Raw genomic sequence first — 16,387 nt, 5'->3', positions numbered from 1 at the left:
CTTCGACAGGGGGCAACAGTCATGCCGGGCCCGAAGGCCAGCGGCCCTCTTGCAGGACCGCGAAGAACATAACGGGGGGCCACTGGCCGTGCCGGAATCCATGACGCAGCCTCCCAGCGGGAGCAGGAGCGGGGCTGCGCCGAGCGGCCTGACGGCAAGACGGAGAGGTCTTCTCATGACGCAATAGTCCCCGGTCGACGCGGCACGGACCGAGTGCCCCGTACACGGACGCCCGCTCCAGGAATGTCCGGTCTCGGACAGATCCGGGCGAGGCGGTTCCCTGACCTGCGGTGCTCTGACTTGAGCGGGACGGGTTTCGCAAGGTCGTCTCACTCAAGTCCGGTAAACGGCCCTCGTGGTCAGATGTGAAGTTCGGGCGGGAAGCCGGTCCAGCGCAGTTCTGCGGGCAGGTGCCGCATGTCGTTGCAGAAAAGCAGGGAAGGCGGCCTGCCGGGTGCGTATCGGATAACCGTCAGAGCTGCGTTGTTGTGGTCGAGGCCCATCCAGCGCCACTCGGGTGCGTCGAGGGAAGCTCGGATCAGCCATCCGATGAGGAAGTTGTGGGTGACGACCAGTTCATGGCGAGGGTGATCGCCGCGGACCGGACCTGTGAATTCCGCAAGTGCTTCCCGAGCCAGTACCGGACCGCGATTGCGTTCTTCTTCGGGAACCCGAGCGAGGAAGTTGAGCATGGCGTCGGCCGAACCCGGCGGAAGCTCCTCCCTGGCAGGCAGGTAGGGAATGTAGTCGCCGGCCAGTTCCGACCGACACAGTGGGACGGCGTCGAGTTGTGCGCTGATCAGCTGGGCCGTCTGCTCCGCCCGTGGCAACGGGCCGTGGCAGATCCCCGAAAGCGGGGTGTTCCGGAGCCGTTCACCGAGGAGAACGGCTTGGCGCCGGCCGCTCTCCGTCAGGGTCGTCTCATCTGCTGACGCCTCACCGTGCCGGGCGAGGTAGAGGTATCGAGTGGAGGTGTCTGTCATATCCCGGGTCTCCGTCGTCATCCGCGATCTTGTATACCGGGATGGACGCTGAGCTTGTTGTGCGTAGTTCCGTCGCTGCCGCACTGGCTCAGTTGACGACAGGCGTGAGGACGCCTTCCGGGATTGCCGAGCCGACACTCGATCTCCGCGACTGACGACGTCACCGTCTTCGTGCGCCAGATGCGGATGTCCCGCGAAACCGGGATCTCGACGGGGAAGCGTTGATGGAATCTGGCCTTACTGCCGAGGGAGACGTAGAAGTCGTCGCGCGTCGCCACTTTCCTCCAGCGGGGAGATACGAATGTGGATCAGCGCGACGCTCCCGGGGGATCCGGCTGCTGTCAGCCAGGGCGCCTTCCCGTCCGGCTCGACTTCGTGCCCTTGACTCGGACCAGGCCGGGAAGGATCTCGGCTCGGTGGACGAAGCCGGTAGCGGCGGTGGGCAAGGCCGGCCCAGAGCCCTGATCCGGGCGGGAAGTGTCGCGCCTGTGCGCGCGACGACGCAGCGGCGGCAGGCCCGGAGAAGGACGTGGTCATCCGGGATGGCGGGCGGATCCACAGGGCGGACGCGGCGGCTCCGGAGAGGCATGGGGCACACTTGCAAGCAGGCCGCTTGCAATAGCTAGCAACATCCGGCAGGCTGGTCGCATGGTTCCGTTCGACGTTCATGGACTCGGGGAGTTCCTGCGGGAGCAGCGCCGCCAGGCGCAGTTGTCGCTGCGCCAGCTCGCCGATGCCGCCGGGGTGTCGAATCCGTACCTGAGCCAGATCGAGCGCGGGCTGCGCAAGCCCAGCGCGGAGATCCTCCAGCAGATCGCCAAGGGGCTGGAGATCTCCGCCGAGACGCTCTACGTGCGGGCGGGCATCCTCGACGAAGAGGTGCGCGACAGCCAGGAGACCGGCCACCCGTCGGTGACCGAGGCGGTACTCGCCGACCCGGTGCTGACCGAGGCGCAGAAGCAGGCGCTGATCGAGATCTACGCCTCCTTCCGCCGGGCGAGCGCGCCGTCCGCCCCCGAGCCGGGGGCCGGGGAGGCCGGGAACGCCGAAGACGCCGGGGGCGGTGCCCACGGGGACGGACCGGGTGCGCCCGGCGCCACTCCGGGCAGCGGCCCGCACGACGCGAAGACCACGCACGACAACGAGGGATGAGAGGCACAGACATGGCCGGCACCGAGGACTTCCGCAAGACCATCGGCAACTCCAGCGCGGTTCACTTCGCGGCGGGCACCATGGATCTCGCGGCGGAGAAGCTGCGGGGGCTGCCCGCCACGTTCGACAAGCTGAAGGCCGAGGCCCCTGGCCGCGTGCAGGAGTTCCGCGAGAACGAGCTGCCGCGACTGCGCGAGCAGGCGCAGAGCTTCGCCCAGCAGGGCGCGGAGACCGCCCGCGAGTACGCGGCCAAGGCCCGTGAGACCTACGGCGAGCTGGCCGAGCGCGGGCGCGGCCCGGTCGAGGAGTGGGTGCGCTCCGGCGCGGAGAAGGACGAGCCGGCCGAGGGCGAGAAGACCGAGGTCGTCGTGGAGCGGGTGGAGTCGGTGACGATCACCGAGGTCCCCGACGACGCGTCCTCCCTGACCGGCGACGTCCCGGACACCTCCGGCGACGACTCCACCGGGCGCGGTGACGGCCCGAAGGCCCCCTGACCGACCCCGTCGGGTCCCGCCCGCCGCGCGGACCGCACCGTCCGCGCGGCGCCAGGCGTGAAACGGCGCCAGGCGTGAACGGCGCCGGTGGGGGCACGTGACGGGGAGGCCCGCAAGCAGGCCCGCTCCCGGAGCACGCGGCGCCCGCCGCACGCCGGAGGCCGGACGGCGCGCGGAGCCCGGAACCGCCCGCTTCGGGCCGTGCCGGACCGTCCGCATGAGTGCCTTGGTCACGCGCAGCCGGTAGCGTAGACACTGACGGCCAACAGACCGACATGGTGGTGGAGAACATGCTCCTCTCAGGGTTCAACTGGCTGGTGAGCCTGCTCTTTCTCGCGCTTCTGGTGATGAGCATCTTCGCCCTGGTCCACGCCGCGCTGCAGCGCGAGGACGCGTTCCGCGCCGTGGACAAGCAGACCAAGCCGTTCTGGCTGATCATCCTGGGCATCTCGGTGGCGGTGCAGCTGTTCGTCCCGATGATGCTGCTGGTGCTGGTCGGCGTGATCGCCTCGATCGTCTACATCGTCGACGTCCGCCCCGCCGTGCAGGGCGTGAGCCGTGGCGGTGGCCGGGGCGGCGGCAGCGGATGGAGCAGCAGCGACGGCCCGTACGGCCCCTACAACGGCGGCCGCTGACGCCGACCCGCGCCCCCGCGCACCGCGGACGCGCGGCGGCCGGCACGGACCGGAGACCGTAGACCCCGGCGGAGACCGAAGCGTGATCGATCGGACACCCGCCGGGGTTAGCCGTGGCCGGAATGTGCCTCTAGCATCGTCGGGTACAACACCCGATGAACCGCAGAGGACACCCAGTGCGCTTTCGCCTGACGCCGCGGGAGACGAGCTTCTACGACCTCTTCGCCACCGCGGCGGACAACATCCTCAGTGGTTCCAAGCTCCTCCAGGAGCTGCTCGGCGCCGACGCCGAGGGCCGCGCCGAACTGGCGGACCGGATGCGTGCCGCCGAGCACGCCGGGGACGACACCACCCACGCCATCTTCCACGAACTGAACTCGACGTTCGTCACGCCGTTCGACCGTGAGGACATCTACCGCCTGGCGTCCCGGCTCGACGACATCATGGACTTCATGGAGGAGGCCGTCGACCTGGTGGTCCTCTACAAGGTCGAGACGCTGCCGGAGGGTGTGGAGCAGCAGATCGAGGTGCTGTGCCGGGCGGCTGAGCTGACCGCCGAGGCGATGCCGCAGCTGCGGACCATGGACAACCTCACCGAGTACTGGATCGAGGTCAACCGCCTGGAGAACCAGGCCGACCGGGTGCACCGCAAGCTCCTCGCCCATCTCTTCGACGGCTCCTACGACGCCATCGAGGTGATGAAGCTCAAGCAGATCGTGGACGTGCTGGAGGAGGCGGCAGACGCCTTCGAGCAGGTCGCGAACACCGTGGAGTCCATCGTGGTCAAGGAGTCCTGACCCCTTGGACACCTTCGCCCTGGTGGTCGTGATCGGCGCGGCCCTCTTCTTCACCTGCGTCAACGGCTTCCGGGACTCCGCCGACGCCATCGCCACCTCGGTCTCCACCCGGGCGCTCACGCCCAGGGTGGCCGTGGCGATGGCCGCGCTGATGAACCTGGCCGGGGCGTTCCTGGGCACCGCGATCGTACGGACGGTCAGCGAGGGACTGGTCTCCCCGCCCGGCGGCGCGCGCGGCATGCTGATGCTCTTCGCCGCGCTCTCCGGGGCCCTGGCCTGGAACGCGGCGGCCTGGTACTTCCGGCTGCCGTCCTCCTCCTCGCACGCGCTGTTCGGCGGGCTGGTGGGCGCGGTGCTGGCCGGCTCGGGCGTCGTGCACTGGGACGGGGTGCTGCTGAAGGTGGTGCTGCCGATGTTCGCGGCGCCGCTGGCCGCGCTCGCGGTGGGCTACCTGGTGATGGCCGGGCTGATGTGGGCCTTCCGGCGGGCGCAGCCGCACCGGGCGCAGCGCGGCTTCCGGGCGGCCCAGACCGTCTCGACGGCGGGGATGGCGCTGGGGCACGGGCTGCAGGACGCGCAGAAGGCGATGGGTGTGGTGGTGCTGGCGCTGGTGGTGGCCGGGGAGGCCGACTCCGGCGCCGCGGTGCCGCTGTGGGTGCAGGTGGTGTGCGCGCTGATGCTGGCGGCGGGCACCTACGCCGGCGGCTGGCGGGTGGTGCGGGCCCTGGGCCGCCGGGTGTTCGCGGTGGACCCGCCGCGCGGGTTCGCCGCCGAGTCGGCGGCGGCGTCGGTGATGTTCACCTCGGCCTTCATCTTCCACGCCCCGGTGGCCACCACTCATGTGGTGACGGGGTCGATCATGGGCGCGGGCGCCACCCGCCGGCTGACGGCGGTGCGCTGGGGGGTGGCGCGGACCCTGGTGACGGGCTGGTTCGTCACGCTGCCCGCGGTGGCGCTGGTGTCGGCCGCGCTGTACGGGCTCGGCGCGCTGCTGCTGCCGGTCTGAGGCCGGGCCGCCGTCCACGGCGCGCGCCGTCACTTCTGTCTCCCGCCTGCCTCCCACCGCTGGGAACGACGCCGCCCGCCGCACATGGCACCGGGGTGCTCGTGCGGCGGGCGGAAGGTCTCACGGGACGCGGGCCGGGCCGACCGAGCCGGGCCCGACCGGGCCGTCAGCCGAAGCGGCCGGAGATGTAGTCCTCGGTCGCCTGCTGGGTGGGGTTGGAGAATATCTTGTCGGTGGTGTCGATCTCGATGAGCTTGCCGGGCTGACCGACCGCCGCCAGGTTGAAGAAGGCGGTGCGCTCGGAGACGCGGGCCGCCTGCTGCATGTTGTGCGTGACGATGACGATGGTGAACCGCGACTTCAGCTGGCTGATCAGGTCCTCGATGGCCAGGGTGGAGATCGGGTCCAGGGCGGAGCAGGGCTCGTCCATCAGCAGCACGTCGGGCTCGACGGAGGTGGCGCGGGCGATGCACAGCCGCTGCTGCTGGCCGCCGGAGAGACCGGAACCGGGCTTGTTCAGCCGGTCCTTGACCTCGTTCCAGAGGTTGGCGCCGCGGAGGTTCTTCTCCACCACGTCGTCGAGCTCGGCGCGGCTGAACTTGCCGTTGAGCTTCAGCCCGGCGACCACGTTGTCGTAGATCGACATGGTGGGGAACGGGTTCGGCCGCTGGAAGACCATGCCGATGGTGCGGCGGACCTGCACGGGGTCGACGCCCGGCCCGTAGAGGTCCTCGTTGTCCAGCATCACCTGTCCCTCGACGCGGCCGCCGGGGGTGACCTCGTGCATCCGGTTGAGGGTGCGGAGGAAGGTGGACTTGCCGCAGCCGGACGGGCCGATGAAGGCGGTGACCGACCGGGGCTCCACGTGCATGGAGATGTCGTCGATGGCGCGGTGGGCGCCGTAGAAGGCGGTCAGTCCGGTGACGTCGATGCGCTTGGCCATGGGTGTCGTCGCTCGCTTTCTTCCGATGGCCTAGCGGCCGGTCTTCGGGGCCTTCCAGCGGGCGATGCCGCGGGCGACCAGGTTGAGGATCATGATGAAGGCGATCAGGACGAGCGCCGCGGCCCAGGCGCGGTCGTACGCCGACTCGGTGCCGAAGGCCCACTGCTCGTAGACGAAGAGCGGCAGCGAGGACTGGGCGCCCTCGAACGGGTTGCTGTTGATCATGTTGCTGCCGAAGACCAGCAGGATGATCGGGGCGGTCTCGCCCGCGATCCTGGCCAGCGCCAGCATCACACCGGTGGTGATGCCGCCGATCGCGGTGGGCAGCACGACCTTCAGGATGGTGCGCCACTTGGGCACGCCGAGCGCCAGCGACGCCTCCCGCAGTTCACCGGGGACGAGCTTGAGCATCTCCTCGGTGGAGCGGACCACGATCGGCATCATCAGGATGGAGAGCGCCAGCGCACCGGCGAAGCCGGAGTAGCCGAAGCCCAGCATCATGATCCACATGCTGAGGACGAAGAGGCCGGCCACGATCGACGGGATGCCGGTCATGACGTCGACGAAGAAGGTGATGGTCTTCGCCAGCCGGCCCCGCCCGTACTCCACGAGGTAGACGGCGGTGAGCAGACCGATCGGGATGGCGATCACCGAGGCCAGCAGCACCTGCTGCACCGTGCCCAGCAGGGCGTGGTAGATACCGCCGCCCTCCTGCCAGGACAGCACGCCGTTCATGGAGTGGGTCAGGAAGTACCAGCTGACGCCGGGGATGCCGCGTGCGATGGTCTCCCACAGCAGGGAGGCCAGCGGCAGGATCGCCACGACGAAGCTCGTCCACACCAGGCTGGCGGCGAGCCGGTCGGTGGCCTGCCGGCGTCCCTCGACGATCGTGGTGACCGCGAAGGTGGCGGCGACGAAGACCAGCGCCGCTATCAGGCCCCACTGCAGCCGGCTCTCCAGCCCGCCCAGCACACCGGTGAGAACACCGACGCCCAGCGAACCGGCGACCAGGGCGGCCGGTGCCCAGCGCGGCAGCCGCGGCTGCTTGAGCGTGGCGGGCCGCAGTACGCGGGTAGAGCCGGAACGCTTGCCGTTGCGCCCCTCGCCGCCCGGGGAACCGCCGTCAGCGGCGGCGCCGTCCTTGCCGGTGGCCGCGGTGGCGGGCGTCCGCCCGTTGAGGTCCTTCACGGTGTCGCTCACGAGGTGAACTCCTTGCGACGGGCGATGATCAGGCGGGCGGCGCCGTTGACCAGCAGAGTGAGCAGGAAGAGCACCAGGCCGGAGGCGATCAGGGCGTCGCGGCCCATCGAGCCGGCCTCCTTGAACTGGCTGGCGATGTTCTGGGCGAACGTGCCGCCGCCGGACTCCAGCAGGCTGATGTTGATCAGGAACGCCGGGGAGAGCACCGTGGCGACCGCCATGGTCTCGCCCAGCGCCCGGCCGAGGCCGAGCATCGAGGCGCTGATCACACCCGAGCGCCCGAACGGCAGCACCGTCATCCGGATGACCTCCCAGCGGGTGGCGCCCAGCGCGAGGGCGGCCTCCTCGTGGGCCTTGGGCGTCTGCTTGAAGATCTCCCGGGTGACGCTGGTGATGATCGGGAGGATCATGATCGCCAGCAGGATGCCGACGGTCATCAGCGAGCGGGCCGGGGTGTTGTCGTAGGCGAAGACGCCGGTCCAGCCGAGGAACTGGTCGAGCCAGGAGTACAGCCCGGTCATCTGCGGCACCAGGAACAGCGCGCCCCACAGGCCGTAGATGATGCTGGGGACCGCCGCCAGCAGGTCGACGACGTAGCCGAGGATCCCGGCGACCCGGCGCGGCGCGTAGTGCGAGATGAACAGCGCGATCCCGACGGCGACCGGCACCGCCAGCACCATCGCGATCACGGAGCTGACCACCGTGCCGAACAGCAGCACCGCGATCCCGAAGTACGGCGGGCTGGCGTTGGCGTCCCACTCGAAGGTAGTGAGGAAGTTGCCGTCGTTGGCCTCGATGGCCACGGCCGCCCGGATCGACAGGAAGACGGCGATGGCGGCCATGATCACCAGCAGGGTGATCCCGGCGCCCTTCGACAGGCCGCTGAAGATCCGGTCGCCCGGCCGCACGGCGGACGTCCGCCGGGGCTCGGGCTCCAGGCCGCCGCCGGGCGGCGAGGAGTCGGTCTGTATCGCAGGCATCTCGCAGGTCTTTCCGTCTCGGGAGCTCGGGAGGGGCGTCGGGGCCGGGGGTCAGGCGCCGGTGGCGGAGGTCAGGACATCTCCTGGACGCGCTCGCGCACCTGCGTGATCACTTCCTCGGGGATGGCGGCGTAGTGGATGTCGGTGACGACCTCCTGGCCCTCCTCGCTCGCCGTGAAGCCGAGGAACGCCCTGGTGAGGTCGAGAGTGGCCGGGTTGTTGCCACGGTCACAGATGATCTCGTACGCGATGAGCACGATGGGGTAGGCGCCCGCGTCGCTGGTCGTGTAATCCAGTTCCATGGCGAGGTCGTCGCCCTCGCCGACCACGCGCCCGGCGGAGACACCCTGGGAGGCGTTCTCGACGGTGGCGGCGACCGGCTCGTCCGCGCCGGTGTCCAGGGACACGGTGTCGATCGCGTTCTGGTGCGCGTAGGACAGCTCGAAGTAGCTGATCGCCCCGGCGTTCTGCTGGACCATGCCGACCAGACCGGAGGAGCCGTCGGCCGACTGGCCGCCCTTGCCGCGCCACACCTTGTCCGGCGTGTAGGGCCAGGCGTCCGGCGCGGCGGCGTGCAGATAGGAGGTGAAGTTGTCGGTGGTGCCCGAGCCGTCGGAGCGGGAGAACGGCGTGATGGCCATGTCCGGCAGCTCGGCGTCCGGGTTGAGCGCCTCGATCGCCGGGTCGTCCCAGCGGTTGATCTGCGAGTCGAAGATCTTCGCCAGCGTCTCGGCGTCCAGCACCAGGTCGTCGACCCCGGGGACGTTGTAGCCGATGGCGACCGGACCGGCGACCATCGGCAGGTGGATGGCCTCGCCGCCGTCCCGGCAGACCCGGCGGGACTGGTCCAGCTCGGCCTCGCTCAGCAGCGAGTCGGAGCCGCCGAAGGCCGTGGTGCCCTGCAGGAACTCCTGGATGCCCGCGCCGGAGCCGGTGGCCTTGTAGTTCACCTGGCCGTTCTCGCAGTTGGTCTGGTACATGTTCACCCAGACCTCCATGGCGTTGGCCTGCGCGGTGGAGCCGGAGGCCAGGGCGGTGCCCTCGGGGCCGCACTCCACGGCGTCGGAGGTGAAGTCCACCGCTCCCGGGAGACCGGAGTTGTCGTCGGTTCCGCAGCTGGTCAGAAGCAGGACGCCGGCTGCGGTGGCCGCACCCAGGACGAGTGCGCGGCGACGCGGAGCACAGAGGAGCTTCACAGTCGTTCGGTTCCTTCCCATCGGCGTCCGGGCTCGGGGCGGACTCGGCCGCACAGATCGAACGTAGGGACGCGAAGTGAATCGACCGACCGTCGTAGATGAACGGAAGATGAACCAAGAGCGGCGCCCTCGTGACCGCTCCACGACTGATCGCCCCCGGCAGTGACGGGAGCACGGTCAGTGAGTGTCGCGCGGGGTTCCGCCGGGTGAACAGCCATATCGGTAGAACGGTAAGCCCGTCCCGCCCGGTGCGCCGCCCGGGAACGTACGGGCGGGTGGCGGCGCCGCAGCGATTCGATACGATATACCCACATGGGGTATTTAGCCGCGGGAGGACCGTGATGACCATCGCCAGGGAGACCCCGGCCGACAGGCCCGGACCGGAGGCCACCACCGGCGGAAGCCACCCGCCCGCCACCGCACCGGCCACGCCCGGCCACGGTGCCGGCACCGGCCAACACGACGCCGGCCACCACGGTACGGCCCCCGGCACCGACGGCACGGACCCCGGCAGGCATGTGCACGGCTACAGCAAGGACAAGGACGCCCACCTCAAGCGGCTGCGCCGGATCGAGGGGCAGGTGCGCGGGCTCCAGCGGATGGTCGAGCAGGACGTCTACTGCATCGACATACTGACGCAGGTCTCCGCCTCCACCAAGGCGCTCCAGTCCTTCGCCCTGCAGCTCCTGGAGGAACATCTACGGCATTGCGTGGCCCAGGCGGCGGTCGAGGGCGGCCCGCAGGTCGACGCCAAGGTCGAGGAGGCCACGGCGGCCATCGCGCGGCTGCTGCGCACCTGACGGCGGCGGTCCCTCGTGCGAGCCCGCCGCCGTTCGGCCTCAGCCGGCGGCGGCGCGGATCGCGTCTCCCCCGCCACCCGCGGCGTCTCCGGCGCCCCGCGCGTCCTCGGCGCCCTCGGCGCCCTCGGCGTCCTCACGGGCCTGGTCCACGACGACCGTGCCGGAGTAGATCTCACCCGGCTCCGGCATCCGGATCTCCACCGGGACACCGAACGCGTACAGCTCGGTGACCGAGACGACCTCCACCCCGGTCGCCTCCTCCCGTGAGACACCGCCGAAGCTGAACCGGTGGCGGACCTTGCGCGGCACGCCCCGCTCGTCCAGGTACACGTCGAAGGGCACCGCCGTCTCCGTGAACGCCTCCACCGCCGCCGCCAGCTGACGGCGGCGGTCCTCGTCGGCCGCGGCCCGGGAGGCCGCGGAGATGTCGGTGACCCCGCTGAAGAGCCGTACCGTCTCGCCGTCGAGGTCCACCTCGCCGTGGTACTCGGCGGTGAGCACACCGCGCAACAGCTCGGTCGCGGTGATCGGGTCGGTGGCACCGCCGGTCACGAGGTTGCCGTCCGGCAGGGAGTGGGTCTCCACCCGCACCCACTTGTCGGGCGGGACGCCCGCACCCCGGTTCTTCATGTACAGCGCGCCCGGTGTGAACAGCTCCGTCACCGGCGCCCGGCGGTCCTCGGTCGGCCCCTCCGGCAGGGTGACGCGCAGCTCACCGACGCGCCGCCGGTAGTCGAAGACGCCCTCGCCGTGGATGGTGATCCGCGTACCGCCGGACGCCATCCGCACCGAGGTGGTGGCCCGCGAACTGGTGGTGCCCGCCAGGGCGTCCGGCACCCCGCGGATCACCGTGACGGCGTCCGGCGGCGGCTTGCCGTCGGCCGTCACGTCCGCCGCCGAACAGGCCGGGAGCGTCAGGGCGGCGGCCAGCAGCACGGCCGCCCGTCCGGCCGGCGGCGCTCCGCCGCGTCGCGGCCGGCGCAGCAGCCCGGCCCGCGGCGCCGTGCGCCGCATCACTCCCATGGTCCGCCGACCCCCAACAGCCGCTTCGTCATGTCGTCGACGGCATAACGAAGCGGCCGGGGCAGCCGTCACGGGGCCGCCCCGGCTCACAACCCGGGGGTGCTGGGTACGGTGGAGGGGTGCACGGTTATCGCGATGACGACCGGTCGGCCGGAATCCGGCCGGATCACCGGATCAACCTCATCGAGCGGGGCCCGTTCCTGGCCCCGCACTGCAGCTGTGGGTGGTCGGGAGCCGCGCGGCGGTCACGACCGCTGGCACGCGACGAGGCGGCCGCCCATGTGCTGCTCCACCCGGGCCCCGCACCCTGACCCCGATCCGCCGGTTCACCCTCCCGGGGTAACCCCCCGGACGCCCGGCCGCCCGCACCACGGCAGGTGGGGCGGGCGGGCGGTACACCGGGTACGGCGGGTACGGCGGGTCACCGCCGGATCGGCTCAGGCGGCGAGATCCTTCTCCAGCGGCGCGCGCGGCCGGGCGGCACCCGGGCCCCCCTCCGGGCCGGGGGCGATCCACCGCAGCCAGGAGATCCCGGCGCACCAGCGCACCAGCGGGGTCAGCGCCCACACGGCCAGCGGAAGCAGCAGCAGGGTCACCGCCGTGGCCAGGGCGATGCCGCCGACGACGTCCGTCGGGTAGTGCACGCCCAGCATCAGCCGCAGCATCGCCTGGAACAGCGCCAGGGCGACCGCCACCAGGCCGAGCTTGCGGTGGACCAGCAGCAGCCCGACCGCGATCGCCATCGCGGCCGAGGAGTGGTCGGAGACGAACGACCAGCCACCCTTGCCCTCGATCATCGGGATGACGTCGGCATGGTCCAGGAAGGGTCTCGGTCTCGCGACCAGCGCGCTGATCGGCTGGTTGAAGCCGTAGGCGACGGCGGCGGCCAGGGGCGCCCACGCGACCATGGCCACGGCCTGCGGCGCGTCCGGCCGCCGGCGCACCAGGAACCACACCAGCGGGACCATCAGCACCAGGGCCAGGGCGAGGCCGTACTCGCCGAGGAATGTGACGGTGCTCGCCGCCCAACCGTCGAGGCTCCGGCCCCAGCCGTTGAAGACCTTGAGCAGATCGACGTCGGGATCGGTCAGCTCGGCCACCGGCGCTCACCCTTTCAGCGTCCATGCGCGCCCGAGGGCGCCGTTCGTCGTGCGTGCCGCTCCAGAGAAAGCGGAATGTCCCGTACTCGCCCAGCTAACGCCCTCGGCGACCCCCCACGTTCCAGACCTGGCGGTAGTGGTGCACAGGCGTTACCGAAGAGAGACGCGGGAACGACGGGAACAGCCGGGGCCGCGGCCCGGCAGCGGCGGCGAACACCCGCACCCCACTACCCATAGTCACTATAGCGTCACCCTGCGACAGGGCGAGTCGCCCCGAAGTAGTCAGCGGTGTCGATGGGATCGAAACGGATGACCGCGCCCGTGTACGGCGCGTCGATCATATAGCCGCCGCCGACGTAGATGCCGACGTGGTAGATGGAGCGGGAGTCGTTCAGGTCGTTCGCGAAGAACACCAGGTCCCCCGGCAGGAGTTCGTCACGCGACGGATGCGGGCCCGCGTGCCACTGGTCGTTGGCCACCCGGGGCAGCTCGATCCCGACGGCCTCGTACGCGGCCTTGGTCAGCCCGGAGCAGTCGAACCGGCCGTTGTCCTCCGGCCCGCCGTCGCCACCCCACAGGTACGGCGTCCCCAGCTGCTCCTGCGCGAAGTGCACCGCCTCGGCGGCGGCGCTCGACGGCGGCAGGCGGACCTCCGCCCGCTCCTCCGCCGGCATGGTGAAGCTCTCCTCGGCGCCCCGGATGATGCGGATGTAGTTCTGCGTCTCGTTGTACGGCGGCGGGCCGTCGTACTGGATGACGGCGTAGGGACCGGCGTTGTAGGCGGCGAGCATGTTGTCCACCGGGTCGCCCGGCACACCGCGCAACTGGGAGACCAGCGCGCAGCTGTAGTTGGCGGAGGACGGGATGGCGTCCTCCGGGTCCCAGACGTCCGCACGGCCGTCCCCGTTGGCGTCCAGGCCGTAGCTGGCCCAGGTGCCGGGGATGAACTGCGCGATGCCCTGCGCCTCGGCCGGGCTCTGCGCGTTCGGGTTCCAGCCGCTCTCCTGCTGTATCTGCGCGGCCAGCAGCGCCGGCGACAGCTCCGGACACAGGTTGCCCCACTCCTGGACCAGCGCCTCGTACTCGGCGGGAACCGAATTGCGCGCCAGCTGACCGCCGTTGGCCGAGCCGCCCAGCAGCCCTGCGGCACTGCTGTAGACGCCGACGAGCAACAGGGCCATGAAGAAGGTGAGTCCGCCGACGCCGAACCCCAGCGCCACGAGCAGCTTCTTCACGCGTGCGTCCTTCCGTGCGGTCGCGGTCCGGTGGGGCACCGGACGGGCTCCGGCGGGGCACCGGGCACGGTTGTGCCCCGGACCTCCGCCGGACATGGCGTCAGACGAACGGTCCGGTCCGTGAGGTGAGGGACCGTCATGCCTCGTCACGTCTCGTCTCGCAGAAACGAAGCTGACGACCTCACACACGTCGAACGGCGACTCCAGCTTGCCCGAATCCACCCGCCGCCGCCAGGAGACCACGGAGCCCCCCACCGGCAGTGGCCGGACCGGCGGCGGGACGCTTGCGGCGCCGGTGACCCACTGCCGTCCACACACCACCACAACAGCGCACGAAACGGTGGAAAAACCCGCCACGGGCCGTCCCGAGGAACCCCGGCGTGACCGCCCCCGTGCGCTCCGGTGAGCCGGGCGTACCCCCGGAAGGGAGGGCGGCCGTGCGGACGTGCCGCAGGGCCGGGGGGTCAGGGGGTCAGTCGCGGTCGGGGCCCAGATCCCGGCGCATGGCGAGATTGCCGATCAGGACGCCGCCGTCGACCGGAAGCGTCACCCCCGTGATCCATCCCGCGTCCGCCGAGGCCAGGAACGCCACCGCGGCGGCGATGTCCTCCGGGCGCCCCACCCGCCCCAGCGGGTAGTGCCCGGCCGCCCGCACCAGCGCCTGCGGCCGTCCCTTCCACGACGGGGTGTCCACCGTGCCCGGCGCGACCAGGTTGACCCGCACCCCGCGCTCCGCGCTGTCCACCGCCAGCGTCCGGGTCAGCCCGGCGAGCGCCGCCTTCGCCGCGCTGTACGCGTGACCGCCGAAGTCCTGCTCACCGTTGACCGAGCCGATGTTCACGATCGCGCCCCGGCCACCCGCGGCGGCGAGATGCGGCATGGCCGCGCGGCAGCAGCGGTACGCGCCGTGCAGCGTCACGTCGAAGGCGCCCAACCACTCGTCCTCCCGCGAGTCCTCCAGCAGGACGGTCTCGGGATTGCCCGCGTACGCGTTGTTGACCAGGGTGTCCAGACCGCCGAACCGCTCGACCACCGCGCCGACGGCCGACGCGACCGACTCCGGCTCGGAGACATCGCAGCCGAACCCGGCCGCGGTGCCCCCGTCGGCCGAGATCCCTGCCGCGACCTCCTCCGCCCGGTCCGCGTCGACGTCGGTCACCAGGACCGCCGCACCCTCCGCCGCCAGCCGCCGCGCAACCGCCGCGCCGATGCCACTGCCCGCGCCGGTCACCAGCGCGCGGTACCCCTCGAATCGCTGCATCGGGTCAGCGTAGGACTTCGCGCCCGCCGCGCCCAGGGGACGCACTCGGGTAGTTCCCGCAGGTCGGGACCGAGCCGACGCCCTCCGTGCCGGGGAGCTGAGACGCCGTCACGGAGCCGGTTCCCGGAACGGGCCACCGCCCGGTGACACCTCGGCGGTCCAACCCAACGCTAAGCGGAGCAAGTTGTGGCCATCACCGCACGATCCGCGCCCACCCACGGCGAGGAAGCGTGGCACAATCCGGAGTGAGGCAGCTACGGCGAAGGCGGTGAGTGAAGCATGTATCTCGCGCAAGAAGACGACATCACCAGCATCATCGGAGGGATCGCCCCGGACTGGGGACCCTTCTCCTCGCTGGGCGCCGAGGCGCGCACGATGGTCCAGGTGATCATGGCGCTCGCCATCATCATCTGCCTGGGCATCGCGATCTGGGGTGCGGCCAAGCAGCGGATCGGCGCGACGGCCATGCGTGACACCTTCAGCGCGGAACAGGGCAAGGGTCTGATCGTGGCCGGGCTCACCGGTGTCTTCATCATCGGCTCGCTCGGCACGCTGTTCACGATCGTCTACGGGATGGCCATCTAGCCGGACCGCCCGCGCTCCCGCAGCCCGCGCTCCCGCGACCGGGATCAGTGGCTCGCCGCGCGTCAGCCGATGTCGACGGCGAGCAGGCTCGTCTCGTCGAGCGCCCAGAGTGTCCCGTCGCCGGCGGCGAGGACGGCGCTCAGCGGCCCCGCCCCTTCGAGTTCCAACGCCACCGGTTCGGACACCAGTCGCGGTCCGTCCAACGGCGCGCGCCAAAGCCGTCGTTCGGCACCGTCGGTCATCCACAGCGCGCTTCCCGCGTAGGTGAGGGAGCCGGGGTCCACCTCCTGGTCCCAGGTGTGGAGCGTCTCAGGAGCCGAACTCCCCTCCACCGTGGTGTCGATCAGGTCCAGACGACCGTCGTCGTCCACGAGCCAGGTGCGTCCCACCTGGTCCCAGGTGAAGCCCTGCACCTGGGCGTCTTCCCCGGCGAAGACCAGCGAGCCGGGCTCGACGTTTCCCTCCTGCGGTGCGGCGCCCGAATCCGTCGTGCGCAGCAACTTCCCGGCCTCGCCCGTCCCCGCGGTGGCGGCGTCCGCCCCGACGCTCGCGTAGAAGTGGCCGTCCGGGCCGAATCCGACGCGGCCGCCTCCGTCACCCGTGGCGCGCGGCAGCCCGGTGACCACACCGGAGAAGCCACCGAGTCGCTGCGCCGGTGCCCGGTCGCCCTGGTAGGCGAAGCGTCCGATCCGGACGCTCTCCGTGGATGCGTAGTAGGCGTGCACAAAGCCGTCCTCGACCGTCAGCCCGAGCAGGCCGGTGCCGTCGGTGGCGTCGACGCCGGGCACCGTGCCGACGACCGAGGTCTCGCCGGTGGTGGGGGTGAGGCGGTGGATGGTGCCGGTGTCGCGGGAGCCGATCAGCAGGTCGCCGTCGGGGAGTTCCGCAAGGCCCCACGGGGCGGTGATGCCGTCGAGGGGGTAGCTGCGCTCGACGGTGGCGGTGCCCTCGGCGGGTGCCGGCGGGGGGGGGGGGGGGGGGTTTCTCTTATTAACAA

The 16,387-nt window shown here is 71.1% G+C and carries 17 protein-coding genes; 7 read left to right on the top strand and 10 right to left on the bottom strand.

Annotation, left to right across the window (positions count from 1 at the left end):
• Positions 1 to 359 precede the first annotated feature (359 nt).
• Positions 360 to 983 carry a histidine phosphatase family protein gene (locus tag E0D90_RS14700; RefSeq protein WP_130798608.1) on the bottom strand — a complete coding sequence of 208 codons (624 nt, stop codon included), beginning with the start codon at positions 981 to 983 and terminating at the stop codon, positions 360 to 362.
• Between the two features lie 648 nt (positions 984 to 1,631).
• Between E0D90_RS14700 and E0D90_RS14695 the strand changes: the two genes are divergently transcribed.
• The 5 genes from E0D90_RS14695 to E0D90_RS14675 all read left to right on the top strand — a co-directional run bounded on the left by E0D90_RS14695 (position 1,632) and on the right by E0D90_RS14675 (position 5,067).
• Entirely contained in the window at positions 1,632 to 2,135 is a 504-nt protein-coding gene (locus E0D90_RS14695; protein WP_130798603.1) for a helix-turn-helix domain-containing protein, read from the top strand.
• Complete coding sequence (locus E0D90_RS14690; protein ID WP_130798601.1) at positions 2,132 to 2,629, top strand: hypothetical protein; 498 nt, start codon at positions 2,132 to 2,134, stop codon at positions 2,627 to 2,629. Before E0D90_RS14695 ends, E0D90_RS14690 begins: the two co-directional genes overlap by 4 nt.
• Before the next feature lie 290 nt (positions 2,630 to 2,919).
• Positions 2,920 to 3,264, top strand: coding sequence for a DUF2516 family protein (locus tag E0D90_RS14685; RefSeq protein ID WP_103500186.1), 345 nt, complete (start codon positions 2,920 to 2,922; stop codon positions 3,262 to 3,264).
• Between the two features lie 176 nt (positions 3,265 to 3,440).
• Positions 3,441 to 4,061, top strand: coding sequence for a DUF47 domain-containing protein (locus tag E0D90_RS14680; protein ID WP_103500180.1), 621 nt, complete (start codon positions 3,441 to 3,443; stop codon positions 4,059 to 4,061).
• Between the two features lie 4 nt (positions 4,062 to 4,065).
• Complete coding sequence (locus E0D90_RS14675) at positions 4,066 to 5,067, top strand: inorganic phosphate transporter (RefSeq protein WP_130798599.1); 1,002 nt, start codon at positions 4,066 to 4,068, stop codon at positions 5,065 to 5,067.
• Between the two features lie 166 nt (positions 5,068 to 5,233).
• Here E0D90_RS14675 and pstB read toward each other — a convergent pair whose 3' ends face one another.
• The 4 genes from pstB to pstS form a co-directional block, all read right to left on the bottom strand.
• Positions 5,234 to 6,010, bottom strand: coding sequence for a phosphate ABC transporter ATP-binding protein PstB (pstB, locus tag E0D90_RS14670; RefSeq protein ID WP_103500182.1), 777 nt, complete (start codon positions 6,008 to 6,010; stop codon positions 5,234 to 5,236).
• A gap of 30 nt (positions 6,011 to 6,040) precedes the next feature.
• Positions 6,041 to 7,075, bottom strand: coding sequence for a phosphate ABC transporter permease PstA (gene pstA, locus E0D90_RS14665; protein WP_103500187.1), 1,035 nt, complete (start codon positions 7,073 to 7,075; stop codon positions 6,041 to 6,043).
• A gap of 131 nt (positions 7,076 to 7,206) precedes the next feature.
• Positions 7,207 to 8,190 (bottom strand): phosphate ABC transporter permease subunit PstC, encoded by a 984-nt coding sequence (gene pstC / locus E0D90_RS14660; protein ID WP_130798597.1) that lies wholly within the window; start codon positions 8,188 to 8,190, stop codon positions 7,207 to 7,209.
• Positions 8,191 to 8,261: 71 nt separating this feature from the next.
• Positions 8,262 to 9,386, bottom strand: coding sequence for a phosphate ABC transporter substrate-binding protein PstS (gene pstS, locus E0D90_RS14655; protein WP_227870232.1), 1,125 nt, complete (start codon positions 9,384 to 9,386; stop codon positions 8,262 to 8,264).
• A 341-nt stretch (positions 9,387 to 9,727) separates the two neighbouring features.
• On the opposite strand from pstS, the gene E0D90_RS28605 reads away from it, so the two are divergent.
• Positions 9,728 to 10,186 (top strand): metal-sensitive transcriptional regulator, encoded by a 459-nt coding sequence (locus E0D90_RS28605; protein WP_438827399.1) that lies wholly within the window; start codon positions 9,728 to 9,730, stop codon positions 10,184 to 10,186.
• Positions 10,187 to 10,225: 39 nt separating this feature from the next.
• Here E0D90_RS28605 and E0D90_RS14645 read toward each other — a convergent pair whose 3' ends face one another.
• The 4 genes from E0D90_RS14645 to E0D90_RS14625 form a co-directional block, all read right to left on the bottom strand.
• Positions 10,226 to 11,200 (bottom strand): hypothetical protein, encoded by a 975-nt coding sequence (locus E0D90_RS14645; RefSeq protein WP_174856202.1) that lies wholly within the window; start codon positions 11,198 to 11,200, stop codon positions 10,226 to 10,228.
• A 446-nt stretch (positions 11,201 to 11,646) separates the two neighbouring features.
• Positions 11,647 to 12,309, bottom strand: coding sequence for a phosphatase PAP2 family protein (locus E0D90_RS14635; protein ID WP_103504486.1), 663 nt, complete (start codon positions 12,307 to 12,309; stop codon positions 11,647 to 11,649).
• 248 nt (positions 12,310 to 12,557) lie between these two features.
• Entirely contained in the window at positions 12,558 to 13,544 is a 987-nt protein-coding gene (locus E0D90_RS14630) for a C40 family peptidase (protein ID WP_130798593.1), read from the bottom strand.
• 472 nt (positions 13,545 to 14,016) lie between these two features.
• The gene (locus tag E0D90_RS14625) at positions 14,017 to 14,805 is read right to left on the bottom strand and encodes an SDR family NAD(P)-dependent oxidoreductase (RefSeq protein WP_130798591.1); all 789 of its coding nucleotides are present in this window, start codon (positions 14,803 to 14,805) and stop codon (positions 14,017 to 14,019) included.
• Positions 14,806 to 15,084: 279 nt separating this feature from the next.
• Between E0D90_RS14625 and E0D90_RS14620 the strand changes: the two genes are divergently transcribed.
• A complete protein-coding gene (locus E0D90_RS14620; RefSeq protein WP_103529162.1) occupies positions 15,085 to 15,390 on the top strand; it encodes a DUF8827 family protein in 306 nt (101 codons plus the stop codon).
• Between the two features lie 62 nt (positions 15,391 to 15,452).
• Here E0D90_RS14620 and E0D90_RS14615 read toward each other — a convergent pair.
• Positions 15,453 to 16,387: PQQ-dependent sugar dehydrogenase (locus E0D90_RS14615; RefSeq protein ID WP_130798588.1), on the bottom strand; the 935-nt coding region annotated here is incomplete at its 5' end.

This window comes from Streptomyces otsuchiensis (assembly GCF_004305975.1).
Lineage (GTDB): Bacteria > Actinomycetota > Actinomycetes > Streptomycetales > Streptomycetaceae > Streptomyces > Streptomyces otsuchiensis.
This window is presented reverse-complemented; position numbering and strand designations above follow the sequence as displayed.

Coding starts and splice junctions, on each gene's coding strand:
- E0D90_RS14700 (WP_130798608.1), bottom strand. CDS start 983: ATGACAGACACCTCCACTCGATACCTCTACCTCGCCCGGCACGGTGAG.
- E0D90_RS14695 (WP_130798603.1), top strand. CDS start 1,632: ATGGTTCCGTTCGACGTTCATGGACTCGGGGAGTTCCTGCGGGAGCAG.
- E0D90_RS14690 (WP_130798601.1), top strand. CDS start 2,132: ATGAGAGGCACAGACATGGCCGGCACCGAGGACTTCCGCAAGACCATC.
- E0D90_RS14685 (WP_103500186.1), top strand. CDS start 2,920: ATGCTCCTCTCAGGGTTCAACTGGCTGGTGAGCCTGCTCTTTCTCGCG.
- pstB (WP_103500182.1), bottom strand. CDS start 6,010: ATGGCCAAGCGCATCGACGTCACCGGACTGACCGCCTTCTACGGCGCC.
- pstC (WP_130798597.1), bottom strand. CDS start 8,190: ATGCCTGCGATACAGACCGACTCCTCGCCGCCCGGCGGCGGCCTGGAG.
- E0D90_RS28605 (WP_438827399.1), top strand. CDS start 9,728: ATGACCATCGCCAGGGAGACCCCGGCCGACAGGCCCGGACCGGAGGCC.
- E0D90_RS14645 (WP_174856202.1), bottom strand. CDS start 11,200: ATGCGGCGCACGGCGCCGCGGGCCGGGCTGCTGCGCCGGCCGCGACGC.
- E0D90_RS14625 (WP_130798591.1), bottom strand. CDS start 14,805: ATGCAGCGATTCGAGGGGTACCGCGCGCTGGTGACCGGCGCGGGCAGT.
- E0D90_RS14620 (WP_103529162.1), top strand. CDS start 15,085: ATGTATCTCGCGCAAGAAGACGACATCACCAGCATCATCGGAGGGATC.